At 58.5% G+C, this 15,060-nt stretch carries 17 protein-coding genes and 3 tRNA genes; 11 read left to right on the top strand and 9 right to left on the bottom strand.

Annotation, left to right across the window (positions count from 1 at the left end):
- The first annotated feature begins 156 nt into the window (after positions 1 to 156).
- The 7 genes from modA to ACYZT8_RS13610 all read left to right on the top strand — a co-directional run bounded on the left by modA (position 157) and on the right by ACYZT8_RS13610 (position 5,037).
- A complete protein-coding gene (gene modA, locus ACYZT8_RS13640; RefSeq protein WP_461981867.1) occupies positions 157 to 924 on the top strand; it encodes a molybdate ABC transporter substrate-binding protein in 768 nt (255 codons plus the stop codon).
- The gene (modB, locus tag ACYZT8_RS13635; protein WP_461981865.1) at positions 925 to 1,605 is read left to right on the top strand and encodes a molybdate ABC transporter permease subunit; all 681 of its coding nucleotides are present in this window, start codon (positions 925 to 927) and stop codon (positions 1,603 to 1,605) included.
- A 3-nt stretch (positions 1,606 to 1,608) separates the two neighbouring features.
- Complete coding sequence (gene modC, locus ACYZT8_RS13630; protein ID WP_461981863.1) at positions 1,609 to 2,688, top strand: molybdenum ABC transporter ATP-binding protein; 1,080 nt, start codon at positions 1,609 to 1,611, stop codon at positions 2,686 to 2,688.
- Positions 2,689 to 2,765: 77 nt separating this feature from the next.
- Positions 2,766 to 3,806, top strand: coding sequence for a DNA topoisomerase IB (locus tag ACYZT8_RS13625; protein WP_461981861.1), 1,041 nt, complete (start codon positions 2,766 to 2,768; stop codon positions 3,804 to 3,806).
- Between the two features lie 72 nt (positions 3,807 to 3,878).
- Positions 3,879 to 4,100 (top strand): hypothetical protein, encoded by a 222-nt coding sequence (locus ACYZT8_RS13620; protein ID WP_461981859.1) that lies wholly within the window; start codon positions 3,879 to 3,881, stop codon positions 4,098 to 4,100.
- 115 nt (positions 4,101 to 4,215) lie between these two features.
- Positions 4,216 to 4,446, top strand: coding sequence for a hypothetical protein (locus ACYZT8_RS13615; RefSeq protein WP_010460746.1), 231 nt, complete (start codon positions 4,216 to 4,218; stop codon positions 4,444 to 4,446).
- Positions 4,447 to 4,752: 306 nt separating this feature from the next.
- The gene (locus ACYZT8_RS13610; RefSeq protein ID WP_461981857.1) at positions 4,753 to 5,037 is read left to right on the top strand and encodes a hypothetical protein; all 285 of its coding nucleotides are present in this window, start codon (positions 4,753 to 4,755) and stop codon (positions 5,035 to 5,037) included.
- Between the two features lie 83 nt (positions 5,038 to 5,120).
- Here ACYZT8_RS13610 and ACYZT8_RS13605 read toward each other — a convergent pair whose 3' ends face one another.
- On the bottom strand, positions 5,121 to 5,786 hold the full coding sequence (locus ACYZT8_RS13605; RefSeq protein ID WP_461981855.1) for a TetR/AcrR family transcriptional regulator: 666 nt from the start codon (positions 5,784 to 5,786) through the stop codon (positions 5,121 to 5,123).
- Positions 5,787 to 5,964: 178 nt separating this feature from the next.
- Between ACYZT8_RS13605 and ACYZT8_RS13600 the strand changes: the two genes are divergently transcribed.
- Positions 5,965 to 6,801: an NmrA family NAD(P)-binding protein gene (locus tag ACYZT8_RS13600; protein ID WP_461981853.1), complete on the top strand. Its 837-nt coding sequence runs from the start codon at positions 5,965 to 5,967 to the stop codon at positions 6,799 to 6,801.
- Positions 6,802 to 6,887: 86 nt separating this feature from the next.
- Here the strand turns inward: ACYZT8_RS13600 and ACYZT8_RS13595 are convergent.
- The 8 genes from ACYZT8_RS13595 to ACYZT8_RS13560 form a co-directional block, all read right to left on the bottom strand.
- A tRNA-Leu gene (locus tag ACYZT8_RS13595) sits at positions 6,888 to 6,974 on the bottom strand.
- 162 nt (positions 6,975 to 7,136) lie between these two features.
- Positions 7,137 to 7,210: transfer RNA gene (locus ACYZT8_RS13590), tRNA-Cys, on the bottom strand.
- 46 nt (positions 7,211 to 7,256) lie between these two features.
- A tRNA-Gly gene (locus ACYZT8_RS13585) sits at positions 7,257 to 7,332 on the bottom strand.
- Positions 7,333 to 7,395: 63 nt separating this feature from the next.
- Positions 7,396 to 7,956 (bottom strand): CDP-diacylglycerol--glycerol-3-phosphate 3-phosphatidyltransferase, encoded by a 561-nt coding sequence (pgsA, locus tag ACYZT8_RS13580; protein ID WP_109632018.1) that lies wholly within the window; start codon positions 7,954 to 7,956, stop codon positions 7,396 to 7,398.
- Positions 7,957 to 7,988: 32 nt separating this feature from the next.
- Positions 7,989 to 9,812, bottom strand: a complete 1,824-nt coding sequence (gene uvrC, locus ACYZT8_RS13575) for an excinuclease ABC subunit UvrC (protein WP_461981851.1) — start codon at positions 9,810 to 9,812, stop codon at positions 7,989 to 7,991.
- Positions 9,813 to 9,814: 2 nt separating this feature from the next.
- Positions 9,815 to 10,456: a response regulator transcription factor GacA gene (gene gacA, locus ACYZT8_RS13570; protein ID WP_008015884.1), complete on the bottom strand. Its 642-nt coding sequence runs from the start codon at positions 10,454 to 10,456 to the stop codon at positions 9,815 to 9,817.
- 127 nt (positions 10,457 to 10,583) lie between these two features.
- Positions 10,584 to 11,027 carry a GNAT family N-acetyltransferase gene (locus ACYZT8_RS13565; protein ID WP_461981849.1) on the bottom strand — a complete coding sequence of 148 codons (444 nt, stop codon included), beginning with the start codon at positions 11,025 to 11,027 and terminating at the stop codon, positions 10,584 to 10,586.
- Positions 11,027 to 11,788 carry a carbon-nitrogen hydrolase family protein gene (locus ACYZT8_RS13560; RefSeq protein WP_461981847.1) on the bottom strand — a complete coding sequence of 254 codons (762 nt, stop codon included), beginning with the start codon at positions 11,786 to 11,788 and terminating at the stop codon, positions 11,027 to 11,029. The genes ACYZT8_RS13565 and ACYZT8_RS13560 overlap by 1 nt, the downstream gene beginning before the upstream one ends.
- 625 nt (positions 11,789 to 12,413) lie before the next feature.
- On the opposite strand from ACYZT8_RS13560, the gene ACYZT8_RS13555 reads away from it, so the two are divergent.
- From ACYZT8_RS13555 to ACYZT8_RS13545, 3 genes are all read left to right on the top strand, one after another.
- The gene (locus tag ACYZT8_RS13555) at positions 12,414 to 13,511 is read left to right on the top strand and encodes a 3-deoxy-7-phosphoheptulonate synthase (RefSeq protein WP_461981845.1); all 1,098 of its coding nucleotides are present in this window, start codon (positions 12,414 to 12,416) and stop codon (positions 13,509 to 13,511) included.
- Between the two features lie 288 nt (positions 13,512 to 13,799).
- Positions 13,800 to 14,678 carry a lipase family alpha/beta hydrolase gene (locus tag ACYZT8_RS13550; protein WP_461981843.1) on the top strand — a complete coding sequence of 293 codons (879 nt, stop codon included), beginning with the start codon at positions 13,800 to 13,802 and terminating at the stop codon, positions 14,676 to 14,678.
- A gap of 83 nt (positions 14,679 to 14,761) precedes the next feature.
- On the top strand, positions 14,762 to 15,043 hold the full coding sequence (locus ACYZT8_RS13545) for a peptidylprolyl isomerase (protein WP_461981840.1): 282 nt from the start codon (positions 14,762 to 14,764) through the stop codon (positions 15,041 to 15,043).
- Positions 15,044 to 15,060 lie beyond the last annotated feature (17 nt).

The following is a 15,060-nucleotide window of genomic DNA, read 5'->3' as shown; positions in this document are numbered from 1 at the left end:
GGCTGCGCCGCCGAACGCAGGCTTCGCCAGCTGCTACAGGACCGTGCAACTCCAGAGACCAGCATACGACACATTCCGTTTGCAGGCATTTCGCTATATATTCTTATATATAGCGTTTCACACCCTCGCAGCATTTGCCTATAACGGAGCCGTTTCATGACCATTCGTGCCTCACGTTTTGCCCCCACCTGCCTCGCAAGCCTGCTCGCCGTGTTCGCATTCGGGTCCGCTCAGGCGGACGAAGTCCAGGTCGCCGTCGCGGCCAACTTCACCGCGCCGATCCAGGCCATCGCTGCAGATTTCGAGAAAGACACCGGGCATAAACTGGTCACCTCCTTCGGCGCAACCGGACAGTTCTACACCCAGATCAAGAATGGCGCGCCGTTCGAAGTGTTCCTCTCGGCGGACGACACCACCCCGCAAAAACTTGAAGCCGAAGGCGATACCGTCAAGGGTTCGCGCTTCACCTACGCCGTCGGCACGCTGGCGCTGTGGTCAGCCAAGGAGGGTTACGTTGATGCCAAGGGCGATGTGCTGAAAAACAACGATTACAAACACCTCTCCATTGCCAACCCGAAGGCCGCCCCTTATGGCCTGGCCGCCACTCAGGTGCTGGCCAAGCTGGACCTGACCGACAAGGTCAAAGACAAAATTGTTGAAGGCCAGAACATCACCCAGGCCTATCAGTTCGTTTCCACCGGCAATGCCGAACTCGGCTTCGTGGCCTTGTCGCAGATCTACAAAGACGGCAAAGTCACCAGCGGCTCGGCCTGGATCGTCCCGGCCGACATGCACGACCCGATCAAACAAGGTGCGGTGATCCTCAACAAGGGCAAGGACAACCCCGCTGCCAAGGCGTTGGTCGACTACCTCAAGGGGCCGAAAGCCGCCGCTGTTATCAAATCCTACGGTTACCAACTCTAAATGACACTGACGAGTGCCGATTTTTCAGCCATCTGGCTGACCCTGAAACTGGCGTCCCTGACGACAGTTATCCTGTTGATCATCGGCACTCCGATTGCGTTATGGCTGTCGCGCACCCAATCCTGGTGGCGCGGCCCGGTTGGGGCGATCGTCGCCCTGCCTCTGGTATTGCCACCCACTGTGATTGGCTTTTATTTGTTGCTGGCGCTCGGCCCTAACGGCTTTATCGGCCATTTCACCCAGTCGCTGGGGCTCGGCACGCTCACGTTCAGTTTTGCCGGGTTGGTGATCGGCTCGGTGCTGTACTCGATGCCTTTCGTAGTCCAGCCGCTGCAAAACGCTTTTTCCGCCATTGGCACTCGCCCGCTGGAAGTGGCCGCTACCTTGCGCGCCAATTCCTGGGACACGTTTTTCAGCGTGATCCTGCCACTGGCTCGCCCCGGTTTCATCACCGCTGCCATTCTCGGTTTTGCCCACACTGTCGGCGAGTTCGGCGTGGTGCTGATGATCGGCGGCAACATTTCCGAAAAGACCCGCGTGGTCTCGGTGCAGATCTACGATCACGTTGAAGCCATGGAATATGCCCAGGCCCATTGGCTGGCCGGGGCGATGCTGGTGTTCTCGTTTGCCGTATTGCTGGCGCTCTACTCCAGCCGCAAGACCAAAACAGGCTGGAGCTGATCGATGATTCATACGCGTCTGAAACTGCGTTATTCGGGATTCGCCCTGGAGGTGGATCTGCAATTGCCCGGCCGTGGGGTGACAGCACTTTATGGCCATTCCGGTTCAGGCAAGACCACGTGCCTGCGCTGTATCGCCGGTCTGGAACAGGCCGAACAGGGCTTTATCCAGGTCAACGACGAAGTCTGGCAGGACAGCGACAAGAGGATTTTTGTACCGCCGCATAAACGCGCGCTGGGTTACGTTTTCCAGGAAGCCAGTCTGTTTCCGCATCTGTCGGTGCTGGCCAATCTGGAGTTCGGCCTGAAGCGCATTCCCAAGCTGCAACGTCGGGTTGACATGGCGCATGCTACTGAGCTGCTGGGCATCGGGCATCTGCTGGACCGTCATCCGCAGCACCTTTCCGGCGGCGAACGGCAGCGAATCGGCATCGCGCGCGCGCTGCTCACCAGTCCGAAGCTGTTGCTGATGGACGAACCGCTGGCCGCGCTGGACAGCCAGCGCAAAAACGAAATCCTGCCTTACCTGCAACGCTTGCACGATGAACTCGACATCCCGGTGCTGTACGTCAGCCATTCTCAGGATGAGGTCGCCCGACTGGCCGACCACATCGTCCTGCTGAGCGACGGCAAGGCGCTGGCCAGCGGCCCCATTGGCGAAACCCTGGCGCGCCTCGACTTGCCCCTGGCGCTGGGCGACGATGCCGGCGTGGTGATTGAAGGACAGGTCAGCGCCTATGACCCCCACTATCAATTGCTGACGTTACAACTGCCCGGTACCGACCTGAGCATTCGCGTGGCGCACGCGCCGATGAGCCAAGGCCAGACGCTGCGCTGCAAGGTCCAGGCACGGGATGTCAGCCTGAGCCTGCAAGGCGACGGGCAAAGCAGCATCCTCAATCGCTTGCCGGTGACGGTGATCAGTGAAATCGGCGCCGATAACGCCGCCCACGTGCTGATCCGCCTGAATGCTGCCGGCACGCCACTGCTGGCACGCATTACCCGCTACTCACGGGACCAACTGGCCGTACACCCTGGCCAGCAACTCTGGGCGCAGATCAAAGCGGTGGCGGTCCTGGCGTAAATTTGTCGGCACCACGGCGAACGGGCGCGGTCAATGGCTGTACAGGCCCCCTGACTTGATCGCCAAGGATTTTCGCCATGTCCGACACCGCGCTGCCCGATGTGCTGCCTCCCGACCTGCATTATGTCGATGACACGCAGCCTGGAATCACCCGCAAACTGTTGCGTGGCAAATTCTGCTACTTCGATCCGGCAGGCCAGCGCATTACCGATCCCGACGAAATCAAGCGCCTCAACGCCCTCGCCGTGCCGCCGGCCTATACCAATGTGTGGATCTGCGCCGACCCGCGCGGCCATTTGCAAGCCACCGGGCGTGACGCTCGCGGTCGCAAACAATACCGTTATCACGTGCGCTGGCGCGAAGTGCGCGATGCCGACAAATACTCACGACTGCGGGACTTTGGCCTGGCACTGCCGAAACTGCGCAAACAGCTTGAAGCACTGCTGGACGCTCCGGGTTTCAGCCGAGACAAAGTCATGGCCACCGTCATTACTTTGCTTGATGCGACGCTGATCCGGGTCGGCAATACCCAGTACGCTCGGGAAAATCGCTCGTATGGCCTGACCACCCTGCGCAACCGTCACGTCGAGGTCAACGGCAGTGCGATCCAGTTTCAGTTCCGCGGCAAGAGTGGCGTCGAGCATCAGATCACCGTAAAAGACCGACGCCTGGCGCGAATCATCAAGCGCTGCCTGGAGATTCCCGGACAAGACCTCTTTCAGTACCTGGACGAAAATGGCGAGCGGCACACCGTCACCTCCTCAGACGTCAATGCCTACCTGCAAACCCTCACCGGCGCCGACTTCACGGCAAAGGATTACCGCACCTGGGCGGGTAGCGCCCTGGCATTGTCGGTGCTGCGCGAGTTGCAGTGGGAACCCGAGTCGGATGCGAAACGGCATGTGGTGGAGATGGTCAAGAACGTAGCCAAGCAACTCGGCAACACACCGGCGGTGTGCCGAAAGTGCTACATCCACCCGGCGGTGCTCGAAGGCTTCATGCTCGGTGCCTTGTCCCAACTGCCCCGGCCGAGGCTGCGTAAAGGGCTCAGGGCTGAGGAAGTCGGGCTGACCGTGTTTCTGGAAAAAATGATCGCAGCGGCTGAACCGACGAACTGACCCGTTCATTTTTTGCACGATCGCAAAGAACTTCTATAGTTGATGTGGACATGAATCAGCTGCGGTGACGCCATGGAAGACATATTCGTTGTGAAGCGTTGCAACAAGATCATCATTCATGGCCGCCGAGCCGGAGAATCCAGTCATCAGCCACCCGACGCCGCTTTCTGGTATCGCATCGAAGATACCCGCACCTGTGGCTTTATCGGTGACGGATTCGATTTTGAAAAGGATGCTCAACGTGAATGCCTACGGCTCAATCGCACCTCACAAGTGAAGGTCAGCCAAGGCTGAAGTCCCGGTCTATACTGAACACAGCTGAAGGAACAGCGACCCCATCGGCAGAAAGCTCGCACCACGCGGGCTTTTTGCTGCTATTTGTCAGGTTTCTTGAACGGAGGTGTTTGCCATGTCCGAAAAAGAGTCCATCACCACCCTGCTCACCCTGCTCGACTCCCGCCAGGCTCGACTTGCCGCTGCGTGCAAGGAGATTGCCGACTGGGTAGATCATCAAGGAGGGCACCCGACAGCCCTCAGAATCCGTGACCGCCTGAACGACATCGAGAAAGACGCGCCACTGATTCGAAACACCCTGTCTTCGTTAAAACCTGTCGACCCGCCTCTTCCGCGGTTCAGATGATCCAATCTGGACGCGCGATTCGAGAACAGGGCCTGATTCAGGACGCATGATCGGCGACTCCATCGTCACCGCGCACATGCTTGTCTGATTATCTTGCGCTACACACCCTCCTGGCCTTTCGCCGGGCTTTTTTTTGTGGACCTCTTTTCACGTAATGTTCACAACACACGTCCTACAGTGAACCACTCCTTTGAGAAATACCCCTGGCCTGCCCGCATGCAGGCCTTTTTTTTGCGCGTCAGGCAGCCAGCGAACGTCATCGTTGGCGGGAGGTCAAACGATCACACGTCGCGAAGGAGACGTTCCATGGTCACCCACTTCAAAGTCAGCGGGCATCTGGCCTGCGGTCACAAAGGCAGCAATCTCACCTCAAGCAGCGAATTGACCCGCGTAAAGTGCAGAAGCTGCCGAAACACCGACGCGTTCAAGGAAGCGCGCAAAGCCGAACGCAACGCAGCACGCCGTGCTGCACGCAAGGCCAAAGTCACCCACACCGCCAATGACTGGCGGGCAGCCTGGGTAGAACGGCTTACCGCCATGGCCGGGTTGCAAAGACTACCTCGTGGCTTTACCGGCCAGCCTTTCGTTTAAAGGCAATGAAAATCCCCTGTGAGAGCTCGCGCCCACAGGGGATTGCATTGGGCAGCTAGAGCGACTTGCTCGACCCGCTGCTGTTATGACTCGGACGCTTTCATGCACATGGGCTGCATGATCTCCGCGAGGGACATGCGCTTGAACGCTTCAAACAACCGCCGCCCCTCCTCGAGCTCACAGGAAATGGCCAGTCGCATGGTCGCCTCACCGAGCTGCCAGATCAGAAAGGCTGAATCAGCAACCCGCTGTGTATCGCTGCCTGGAAACACCCGCAGCATCGCATCGGCCAGTAACCCGCCCGCCACACGACTCTCCTCCAGCTCCAGCGCCAGCAGCTGCTTGTCTGCCTGCATGCCGGACCAGATATCCCGAATCGCAGGCTCGGCCTGAACGATCTCGTAATATTGATCCAGCAGGTCTGAATAGGCATCAGCCAACCCTTGGGCATCCTGCACCGCGACCAGCGCCTCTTCGATACAGCGACGGCTTGCGGCGTTATAGCGCTCGGCCAGCGTGCGAATGACTGAACTCTTGTCAGGGAAGTATTGATAAAGCGACCCGATCGAGATCTCAGAGCGCTCAGCGATTTCGCTCATCTTGACCTGATCGCTGCCCTTGGTTGCTATCAGTTGAGTCGCCACGGCAAGAATTCGCTCCTGCCGCTCGCGACTGCGCTGTTGCGTGGGATTGCGTCGGCTCGACTCTGAAACAGATTGCTCGAGCCCGGCGGCGGCTTTCTTTCGCACTGGCGTGATTCCCGATAAATAACATGACGAGCACTCACCTTAGCACCCCCCACCTACGCCCCCAAGTGGTTGCGTCCGTACGTCGGTTTCCGTCATTACGCTGGTTGACGGCAGAACATGAGCGTTTATCATCTTTAAACGTGAGCATCACTCACATAACCCGATGGAGATGAACGCGATGAAAACCGCTCAAGACACTTTCCTCGTTCTCGGTGCGACCGGTAAAACAGGGCGCAGGATCACTCAACATCTCAAAGCGGCGGGATTGCCTGTGCGCCTGGGATCGCGCGAGGCGAATCCACCCTTTGACTGGGAAGACCGGACGACCTGGGATGCAGCGCTTGATGGCGTTCACGCGGCTTATATTTCCTATCAGCCAGACCTTGCCGTACCGGGCGCTCTCGAGACAGTTCAGGCGTTTACCGACCTGGCCGTCAAAAGTGGCGTCAGCAAACTGGTGCTGCTGTCCGGGCGCGGCGAGATCGAAGCGGAACAAGCCGAACGCGTCATACAGAACAGCGGCGTCGACTGGACGATCCTGCGGGCCAGCTGGTTCTTCCAGAACTTCAGCGAGGCGCATTTTCTGGAGCCCATTGTTCAGGGAGAACTGGCCCTTCCCGTCGGCAATATCGCGGAACCCTTCGTCGATGTGGAGGACATCGCCGAAATTGCCGTCCAGGCGCTGACCCAACCCGAGCACTCACGCCAACTCTATGAATTGACCGGGCCACGGGCCCTGACGTTTGCCGAAGCGGTCGATGAGATCGCAAAGGAGACCGGGCGTGATATCCGCTTCGCTGCTGTGCCGTCAGAAGGCTATCGTCTGGCGTTGGAGCAGGCACAACTTCCAGCGCAGTTGATCGACCTGGTGCTGTATCTCTTCACAACGGTGCTCGATGGACGCAATACACCACTGACTGATGGCGTTCAGCGTGCGCTAGGCCGGCCTGCACGAGACTTCAGCGATTATGTTCGGCGCACCGCCGCTTCCGGAGTCTGGCAGCGCCAGGCTTGAGGTCGACGAGGATCGGCTGTCAAAAATTGCGGAGCAGAAACGACAAAGGCCTGCATGAGTGTCCTCATGCAGGCCTTTGATATGTATGGTGCCCGAAGCCGGAATCGAACCGGCACGCCCTTACGAGCGGGGGATTTTAAGTCCCATGCGTCTACCAGTTTCGCCATTCGGGCGGTAGCGCGGTGAAGCTGTCTGGCTTGTGCAACAGAGGACGAAATATATACATCCCGTCCCGGTGAAGCAAGTTCGCAGATACCCTTTTCAAGACAAAATCTTGCAAGGCTGCGGAAATAAAAAAGCTCCGTAAATCATAGATCTACGGAGCTTGTTTATAGTGGAGGCCGAGGTCGGAATCGAACCGGCGTAGGTGGATTTGCAATCCACTGCATAACCATTTTGCTACTCGGCCTCAAACATTTGCTGTCATGTAGCGCAACATCAAATGTGTACAAACTTGGAGCGGGAAACGAGACTCGAACTCGCGACCCCGACCTTGGCAAGGTCGTGCTCTACCAACTGAGCTATTCCCGCGTCTTGGTGTGGCGCATTCTATAGAATCCAGAAGCCCCGTCAACCCTTTGATTCAAAAAAGTTTTATTTCTTTTCCACGTCGGTCTTCAGATGCGGCCAGGCAGCCCGCAGGTATTGGACCATCGACCACAATGTCAGGCCGGCAGACACCAGCAACAAGGCGTAACCGATCAAGACCCAGAAGGTGAAGTCCGAAGGATTGGCCAGCAGGATCACCAGCGCCAGCATTTGTGCGGCGGTTTTCCATTTGCCCAGGTTTGACACGGCGACGTGAGCGCGGGCGCCGAGTTCGGCCATCCATTCGCGCAGAGCCGAAACGACAATCTCGCGACCGATGATGACCGCAGCAGGCAGTGTAAGCCACAGATTACCGTGCTCTTGCACCAGCAATACCAGCGCCACGGCAACCATCAGCTTGTCAGCCACAGGATCGAGGAAAGCCCCGAACGGTGTGCTTTGTTCAAGACGACGGGCCAGATAACCATCCAGCCAGTCAGTGGCGGCGGCAAATGCGAAGACCGAGGCGGAGGCCAGGTAGCTCCATTGGTAAGGCAGGTAGAACAGTAAAATGAAGATCGGGATGAGCAGGACGCGTAGAACGGTAATCAGATTAGGGATATTCATCGGCACAACTGGCTACGAGGTGAGGTGGCATTCTACTCGCTGTGCAGATTTGCATAAATCAACTCTGCGAGCTTTTTACTGATCCCGGGTGCTTTGGCGATCTCTTCGATGCTGGCACGAGACAGCTCCTGCAATCCACCAAAATGTTTTAACAAATCGCGCCGACGTGTCGGTCCGACGCCTGCAACGCCCTCAAGCGTCGATGTGCGCCGGGTTTTACCACGGCGCGCACGGTGCCCGGTAATTGCGAAACGGTGGGCTTCATCGCGTATCTGTTGAATCAAATGCAACGCTGGAGAATCGCCGCGCAACGTAAATTCGTGGGCCGCGTCGTTGAGGTACAGGGTTTCAAAACCGGCCTTGCGCGTCGCGCCCTTGGCCACGCCCAGTAGAATCAGGTCAGGCACCGCCAGTTCATTGAGCACGTCGCGGGCCATCGACAGCTGCCCCTTGCCGCCATCCACCAGCAGAATGTCCGGCAGCTTGCCCTCCCCGTCTTTCAGTTTGCTGAAGCGCCGGGTCAGGGCCTGGTGCATGGCTGCATAGTCGTCGCCCGGTGTCACGCCTTCGATGTTGTAACGACGATAGTCGGATTTGATCGGACCTTCCGGACCGAACACCACACACGAGGCAACGGTGGCTTCGCCGCTGGAGTGGCTGATGTCATAGCACTCAAGACGCTGCGGCGGCTCGTCGAGGTTCAACACTTCTGCCAGGGCCTCGAAACGTGCGGCGACGTGTTGACGGTTGGCCAGCCTCGCGCCCAACGCCTGCTCGGCATTGGTGACCGCCAGTTGTTGCCAGCGCGCTCGCGTTCCGCGCACTCGATGGCTGATGGTCAACTCGCGACCGCGCAGCTCTTCGATGGCCGTAATCAGGGTCGGAAAGTCTTCGTGAACCACGTTGACGATCAACTCGCTCGGCAGGTCGCGCTCCGGACTGGTAATGAAGTACTGGCCAAGAAATGCAGCCATGACCTCAGAAACGTCTTCGTCGATTCCGGTTTGAGGGAAGAAGTTCTTGCTACCCAGCACTCGCCCACTGCGCACGCTGATCAGGTGAACGCAAGCGCCGCCCGGATTGACGAACGCAGCGATCACATCGATATCGCCAGTACCGCCTTCCATGCTTTGCTGGTCCTGAACTCGCCGCAGCAGTGAAATCTGGTCACGCAACTCGGCGGCGCGCTCGAACTCGAGGTTGATCGCCGCCTCTTCCATGCCTGCAGACAACTCGTCCGTCAGCGCATTGCTGCGACCCTCAAGGAACATCACCGAGTGGCGGACGTCTTCGGCATATACCTCGGGCTCCACCAATCCAACACACGGGGCCTTGCAGCGTTTGATCTGGTATTGCAGACAAGGGCGAGTACGGTTCTTGTAATAGCTGTCTTCGCACTGGCGAACAAAAAAAGTCTTTTGCAGCAGGCTCAGGCTTTCGCGAATGGCGCCGGCGCTGGGATACGGACCGAAATACTTGCCCTTGGCCTTCTTCGCACCGCGATGGATGCTCAGACGAGGGAACTGGCCATCCGAGAGAAACACGTAAGGGTAGGATTTGTCGTCGCGCAGCAGGATGTTATACGGCGGGCGCCATTCCTTGATCAGTGTCTGCTCAAGCAGCAAGGCTTCCGTTTCGTTGGCCGTGATGGTGGTTTCGACCTGGGCGATGCGCCCCACCAACGCCGCGGTCTTAGGCGCAAGACCGGTTTTGCGGAAGTAGCTGGCCAAGCGCTTTTTCAGATTCTTGGCTTTGCCGACGTACAGCAGGCGTGCATCGCTGTCGAACATGCGATAGACACCGGGACGCCCACTGACGGTGGACAGAAAGGCGCCTGGATCGAAGACTTCAGTCATTTTCAGAGGCTGGCATCGACCATGCCGTGACGCACCGCCAACAGCGTCAACTCGACATCACTGCTGATCGAGAGCTTCTCGAAAATGCGGTAACGGTAAGTGTTGACCGTTTTTGGCGACAGGCAGAGCTTGTCGGAAATGATCTGGACTTTCTGACAGCCGACAATCATCAGTGCGATCTGGATCTCGCGTTCCGACAGCGCGTCGAAGGGCGAATCGTTGGTCGGCTGAAAGGATTTGATCGCCAGTTGCTGCGCAATCTGCGGGCTGATGTAGCGTTGCCCGGCAAACACCAGGCGAATCGCCTGGACCATTTCCGGCAACCCGGCGCCCTTGGTCAGATAACCTGCGGCACCGGCCTGTAATAGCCGCGTAGGAAACGGATCTTCCTCGCACACGGTGACCGCGACGACTTTGATGTCCGGATGACTGCGCAATAATTTGCGCGTGGCTTCAAGACCGCCGATCCCGGGCATCTTGACGTCCATCAGCACCACATCGGGTTTCAACTCACGCGCTTTAAGCAGGGATTCCTCCCCTGACTCAGCCTGGCCGACTACTTGCAGGCCATCGATGTCAGCCAGCATTCGTGTAATGCCTGTACGAACGAGATCATGGTCATCGACTACTAGCACCCTAATCAAGCAGACACCTCGCGATATGGTCTTATTGGGTTGCCGGACACCTTAGCAAAAAGCGACTGGCAGACCTAGCGGCAAGCACTATATAAAAAGTTTCAATACATCTTGAAAGGCTTGCCCCAAGCGTGTTTCAGCCATGGAGCTGATCGACATCGCGCTGCATTCTCAGGAAACACTCGTCTTGGCCGACTACCTTCAGCCCTTTTCGCTCGTACAGGGCTTTAGCGGGATTCGTTTCAAAAACTGTCAGGCGTAGCGCCGGACGCCGCTCCTTGCACGCCATGGCAAATACCTGATCGATCGCCCAGGAGCCGGCACCCTGCCCCTGAAACGCTTCGAGGACGTGCAACTCGCGGATATATAAAGCTCTAGCGTCGCGACTGAGGCTCACATAACCCTGCAAGACATCGTCACGGACGATCAACCAGTTCTCGCGCCCGGCCCAGGCCACATCGAAGGCTTCGTCCTGCCATAACAAATCATGCCGAATGTAGTAGCCGAGCATGGTTCGACAGGTCAGGTCGCGAGCGAACTCCAGATCCCGGGCGGTTGCCGGGCGCAATACGAACCCCATCAAGCCTCCACGACCTCCACGATTTGCCCTTTAAAACGGCCACCAGCATCTCGGCGAGCAATGACCAGCAAATTACCCGTGCCGGGTGCTGCTGCAATCAACGATCCATCCGCCGCCCAGATTGCACTGCGCCCAGCCGATTCCCAGCCACCGGTCACCCCGCCATGGTTAGCCATCAGCACCGCCATCGAATGGGTGCCGGCATAGCCTTGCAAGAGTGCAGAATCCGGCGCATAGCCGTTTTCGGTGATCAATACGCCGGCGGCATAAAGGTTGGCACCTTGGTCCGCCGCCGCGGCTGCGTGACTGGCGTGAGAAAAATCGGCGCACACCGCCAACGCAACCGTGTCGGTGCCGATCTTCAACGTCGAACCACCCGTGCCCGGCGCAAACGCCACCTCTTCGCCCGGATGCAGATGCTGCTTGCTGTACACCCCGAGTGAACCATCGGCGCCCAGGATCAACGCACCGATCAGTAGCGGAGAATCATCCGACAGACGAATCGGCATTCCGACCACGCTCGTCACGCCCGTTTCCCGCGCGAAATCTCGCAGCGGTCGCAGGACCTCGTCATTCGGGTCAATCGCCAGCTCAGCCGCCAGCCCGCGCTCGTACCCGGTCAGCGACAACTCAGGAAAGACGAGCAACTGGACGCCCTGCTCCGCGGCAACCTGCATGAAGCGCTGATGCCAGGCGATATTGGCCGCGAGATCACCCGCAATGGAGATCGATTGAGCCGCGGCGATGGTCAGTGTCGTCATGTTTCGTCCTTGTGATGTGACAGGTTAGGCGGAACGCGAAGTGTGTCATAAACCCTGACGCACTCAAGCGATAGAAAACGCGGCCAGTGATCGATAGCATTTTCTGATTGAAACCGCGCACCGGCCTCTAGTAAGCTCGGCGCATTCATCGGAGACAGACCATGTTCAACGCCCTCTCACAGCTTCGTACCGCCAGCGCCTCGCGCTCGGTTGCGGCTGCCCGGGCGACTGACGTTTGTGTTCCGGTCAGCTTTTATTTTGGGTATTGGTTTAGCCACTGGCGCGCCTGATACCCACACGGCGCCCACTTTAAACGGGTCGCCACCAGAGAATTCTCAACCCCCGGTCGGCCTCCCGACCGGGGGTTTTGTTTTTTCAGCCCCCCCATTTTTAGCGACACACCAGACAACTTGAGGATTTAGAAAATGAACTACGCCACTTATTACCGTTACGACAGTTTTACCGCCTGGCGATTTACCAGCCTCCGCTCGGGACAGCCTGCCGCCTCCGATCGGTCACCCACAGGTGGCAAGCACTCACACGCAGCCAATCCGGCCAATTGTCGAACACCCCAGTAGGGCCGAGCGCGCGGGACGAACCCGCCGCCAGCCCAGGAAGCCTGAATATGAACTCGTCCGTCTCTGCTCTGCCGCTGTCCACCTTGAGCCCCGCCAATGAAGCGCTGACCCTGCGTCTGCCCAGTTCATTGCAGCTCAAACAGCAACTGCCCCTCGACAATGCCCTGACCCGGCAAGTCGCCGCCCACCGCGACGCGGTCCGCGCAATCCTCAACGGTGAAGATTCCCGTTTGCTGATCATCGTCGGCCCTTGCTCGATACACGATCCCCAGTCCGCCCTCGAATACGCGTCCAATCTCGCCCGCCTCGCCGCCGAAGTCAGCGATGAAATGCTGCTGGTGATGCGTGCCTACGTCGAAAAACCGCGCACCACGGTCGGCTGGAAAGGCCTGGCCTATGATCCGCAGCTAGACGGCAGCGATGACATGGCCGGCGGTTTGACGCTTTCGCGTGAACTGATGCGCGAAATGCTGCGCCTCGGCTTGCCGATTGCCACCGAACTGCTGCAACCCCTGGCCGCCGGCTACTTCGACGATTTGTTGAGCTGGGTCGCTATCGGCGCCCGCACCACCGAGTCGCAAATCCACCGGGAAATGGCCAGTGGCCTGAGCATGCCAGTCGGCTTCAAGAACGGCACCGATGGCGGCGTCGCCGTCGCCAGCGACGCCATGCGTTCGGCCGCCCACCCGCATCGCCATTTCGGCGTCGACAGCCAAGGGCATCCAGCGATCATTCAAACCCCGGGCAATCCCGACACCCATCTGGTGCTGCGCGGCGGTCATCGCGGGCCCAACTACGATCGCGACAGCGTCGCCCAGATAAATAGGGATTTGGCCAAAGTGAAGATCCCGACACGAATCATGGTCGACTGCAGCCACGCCAACAGCGGCAAAGACCCGGCACGTCAGCCGGCCGTTTTCAACGATGTGCTTGAACAGCGCCTGCAAGGTGATCGATCGCTGATCGGCATGATGATCGAGAGCCATTTGTTCGAAGGCTGCCAGCCCTTGAGCCCGTCATTGCGCTACGGCGTATCGGTGACCGATGGCTGCCTTGGCTGGACCGGAACCGAACAGCTGCTGCGCCAGGCATCCGACCGGATGCGAGCGCAGCGAGTGCAGAACAGCGTTCAACGGCCGGAATAACCACTGCCAACCGCCCAGCCCTCGATTGAGGGCTGGGCGCCTGAAATGCGAATCGGTTGACAGGTAAACGGCGTTTGCACAGTAGGCCGTTGCAATGATGCGTTCGGCGAACGACAAAAAGATGTCCAAATATTCCGAACAGGACCTCATTCTCTTTCGAACTTTCCTACGTTTTCTATACCTTTTTCATCAGCTTACAGCGGATTCCTCATACACCGCCGAGCTGCCAGTGTGCTTTAGAGTGAGCCCATATTCCCCCCTCTGAACCACCGCGAAAAAGGAATGAACATGCTACGGAATGCAACCACTCAGTACCCAATCCTGCTGATCCACGGGCTCTTCGGCTTTGATCGCATTGGCAAAGTCGAACTCTTCCATGACGTCAAGCAGGCCCTCAGAAGTGCCGGCGCAAGAGTGTTTATCCCCCACCTCTCGGCTACCCAAAGCAACGAAGTGCGCGGCGATCAACTGTTGGCACAGATCGAACGGGTGCTGGAAGGAACCGGCGCCCAACAGGTCAACCTGATCGGGCACAGCCAGGGTGCCCTCGCCGCACGTTACGCCGCGGCAATCGCGCCGGAGATCATCGCGTCGGTGACCTCGGTCAGCGGCCCGAACCACGGCTCGGAACTGGCCGATTTTCTGCGCAAGGCCATGACGCCCGGGCGCCTGCCGGAACACGTCGCGGCAACGGTTGCCACGCTGTTTGCCGACTTTCTGTCGTTGCTCAGTGGCCACCAGGCTCTACCGCAGAACGCCATCGCCGCGCTCAACGCATTGACCACCGAAGGTGTCGGCGCTTTCAACGACAAGTACCCGCAAGGGCTGCCGAAAACCTGGGGCGGCAAGGGCCGCGAGCTGGTTAATGGCGTGCGTTATTACTCCTGGAGCGGGACATTGCAGGGCGACCTGCTCGACAAAGGCCTGAATGCGGTCAATCCGCTGCACGGCTTCCTCCAGGCCTGTTCCCGCTACTTCACCACCGAAGCGGAGCAGAATGACGGCATGGTTGGCCGCTACAGCTCCCATTTAGGCAAAGTTATCCGTTCCGACTATCCACTGGATCATTTGGACAGCCTCAGTCAAACCGCCGGACCACTGAAGGACATCGACCCGATTGCCTTGTATGTGCAGCACGCCGAACGCCTTAGAAATGCCGGCCTATAATCCGTCCGGAACTTTGACGAGAAATAGGCCACTGAATCCGGTAGGCTCCGCACTTTACTGAACATTGAAAGGAGTATTTTTCCATGGCTAAAGCCACTGCCCGTCACATCCTGGTTGCCTCGGAAGCCAAGTGCAACGAACTCAAAGCCCAGATCGAAGGCGGCGCCGATTTCGCCGACGTTGCCAAAGCCAACTCCACTTGCCCGTCCAGCCGCCAAGGCGGTGACCTGGGTTCGTTCGGTCCAGGCCAGATGGTCAAGGAGTTCGACGCCGTCGTCTTCAGTGCACCGATCAACGTGGTGCAAGGCCCGGTCAAGACCCAGTTTGGCTATCACTTGCTGGAAGTGACCAGCCGCCAGGACTGATCCACACCCTGGTTTTG

Source organism: Pseudomonas sp. LB3P93, from assembly GCF_054898025.1.
The sequence above is the reverse complement of the archived record's forward strand: the minus strand, read 5'-3'. Positions and strand labels throughout refer to the sequence as shown.

Bases quoted from the DNA above. Each gene is read 5' to 3' on its own strand.
- modA (WP_461981867.1), top strand. From the start codon at position 157: ATGACCATTCGTGCCTCACGTTTTGCCCCCACCTGCCTCGCAAGCCTG.
- modB (WP_461981865.1), top strand. From the start codon at position 925: ATGACACTGACGAGTGCCGATTTTTCAGCCATCTGGCTGACCCTGAAA.
- modC (WP_461981863.1), top strand. From the start codon at position 1,609: ATGATTCATACGCGTCTGAAACTGCGTTATTCGGGATTCGCCCTGGAG.
- ACYZT8_RS13625 (WP_461981861.1), top strand. From the start codon at position 2,766: ATGTCCGACACCGCGCTGCCCGATGTGCTGCCTCCCGACCTGCATTAT.
- ACYZT8_RS13620 (WP_461981859.1), top strand. From the start codon at position 3,879: ATGGAAGACATATTCGTTGTGAAGCGTTGCAACAAGATCATCATTCAT.
- ACYZT8_RS13615 (WP_010460746.1), top strand. From the start codon at position 4,216: ATGTCCGAAAAAGAGTCCATCACCACCCTGCTCACCCTGCTCGACTCC.
- ACYZT8_RS13610 (WP_461981857.1), top strand. From the start codon at position 4,753: ATGGTCACCCACTTCAAAGTCAGCGGGCATCTGGCCTGCGGTCACAAA.
- ACYZT8_RS13600 (WP_461981853.1), top strand. From the start codon at position 5,965: ATGAAAACCGCTCAAGACACTTTCCTCGTTCTCGGTGCGACCGGTAAA.
- pgsA (WP_109632018.1), bottom strand. From the start codon at position 7,956: ATGAATATCCCTAATCTGATTACCGTTCTACGCGTCCTGCTCATCCCG.
- uvrC (WP_461981851.1), bottom strand. From the start codon at position 9,812: ATGACTGAAGTCTTCGATCCAGGCGCCTTTCTGTCCACCGTCAGTGGG.
- ACYZT8_RS13565 (WP_461981849.1), bottom strand. From the start codon at position 11,027: ATGGGGTTCGTATTGCGCCCGGCAACCGCCCGGGATCTGGAGTTCGCT.
- ACYZT8_RS13560 (WP_461981847.1), bottom strand. From the start codon at position 11,788: ATGACGACACTGACCATCGCCGCGGCTCAATCGATCTCCATTGCGGGT.
- ACYZT8_RS13555 (WP_461981845.1), top strand. From the start codon at position 12,414: ATGAACTCGTCCGTCTCTGCTCTGCCGCTGTCCACCTTGAGCCCCGCC.
- ACYZT8_RS13550 (WP_461981843.1), top strand. From the start codon at position 13,800: ATGCTACGGAATGCAACCACTCAGTACCCAATCCTGCTGATCCACGGG.
- ACYZT8_RS13545 (WP_461981840.1), top strand. From the start codon at position 14,762: ATGGCTAAAGCCACTGCCCGTCACATCCTGGTTGCCTCGGAAGCCAAG.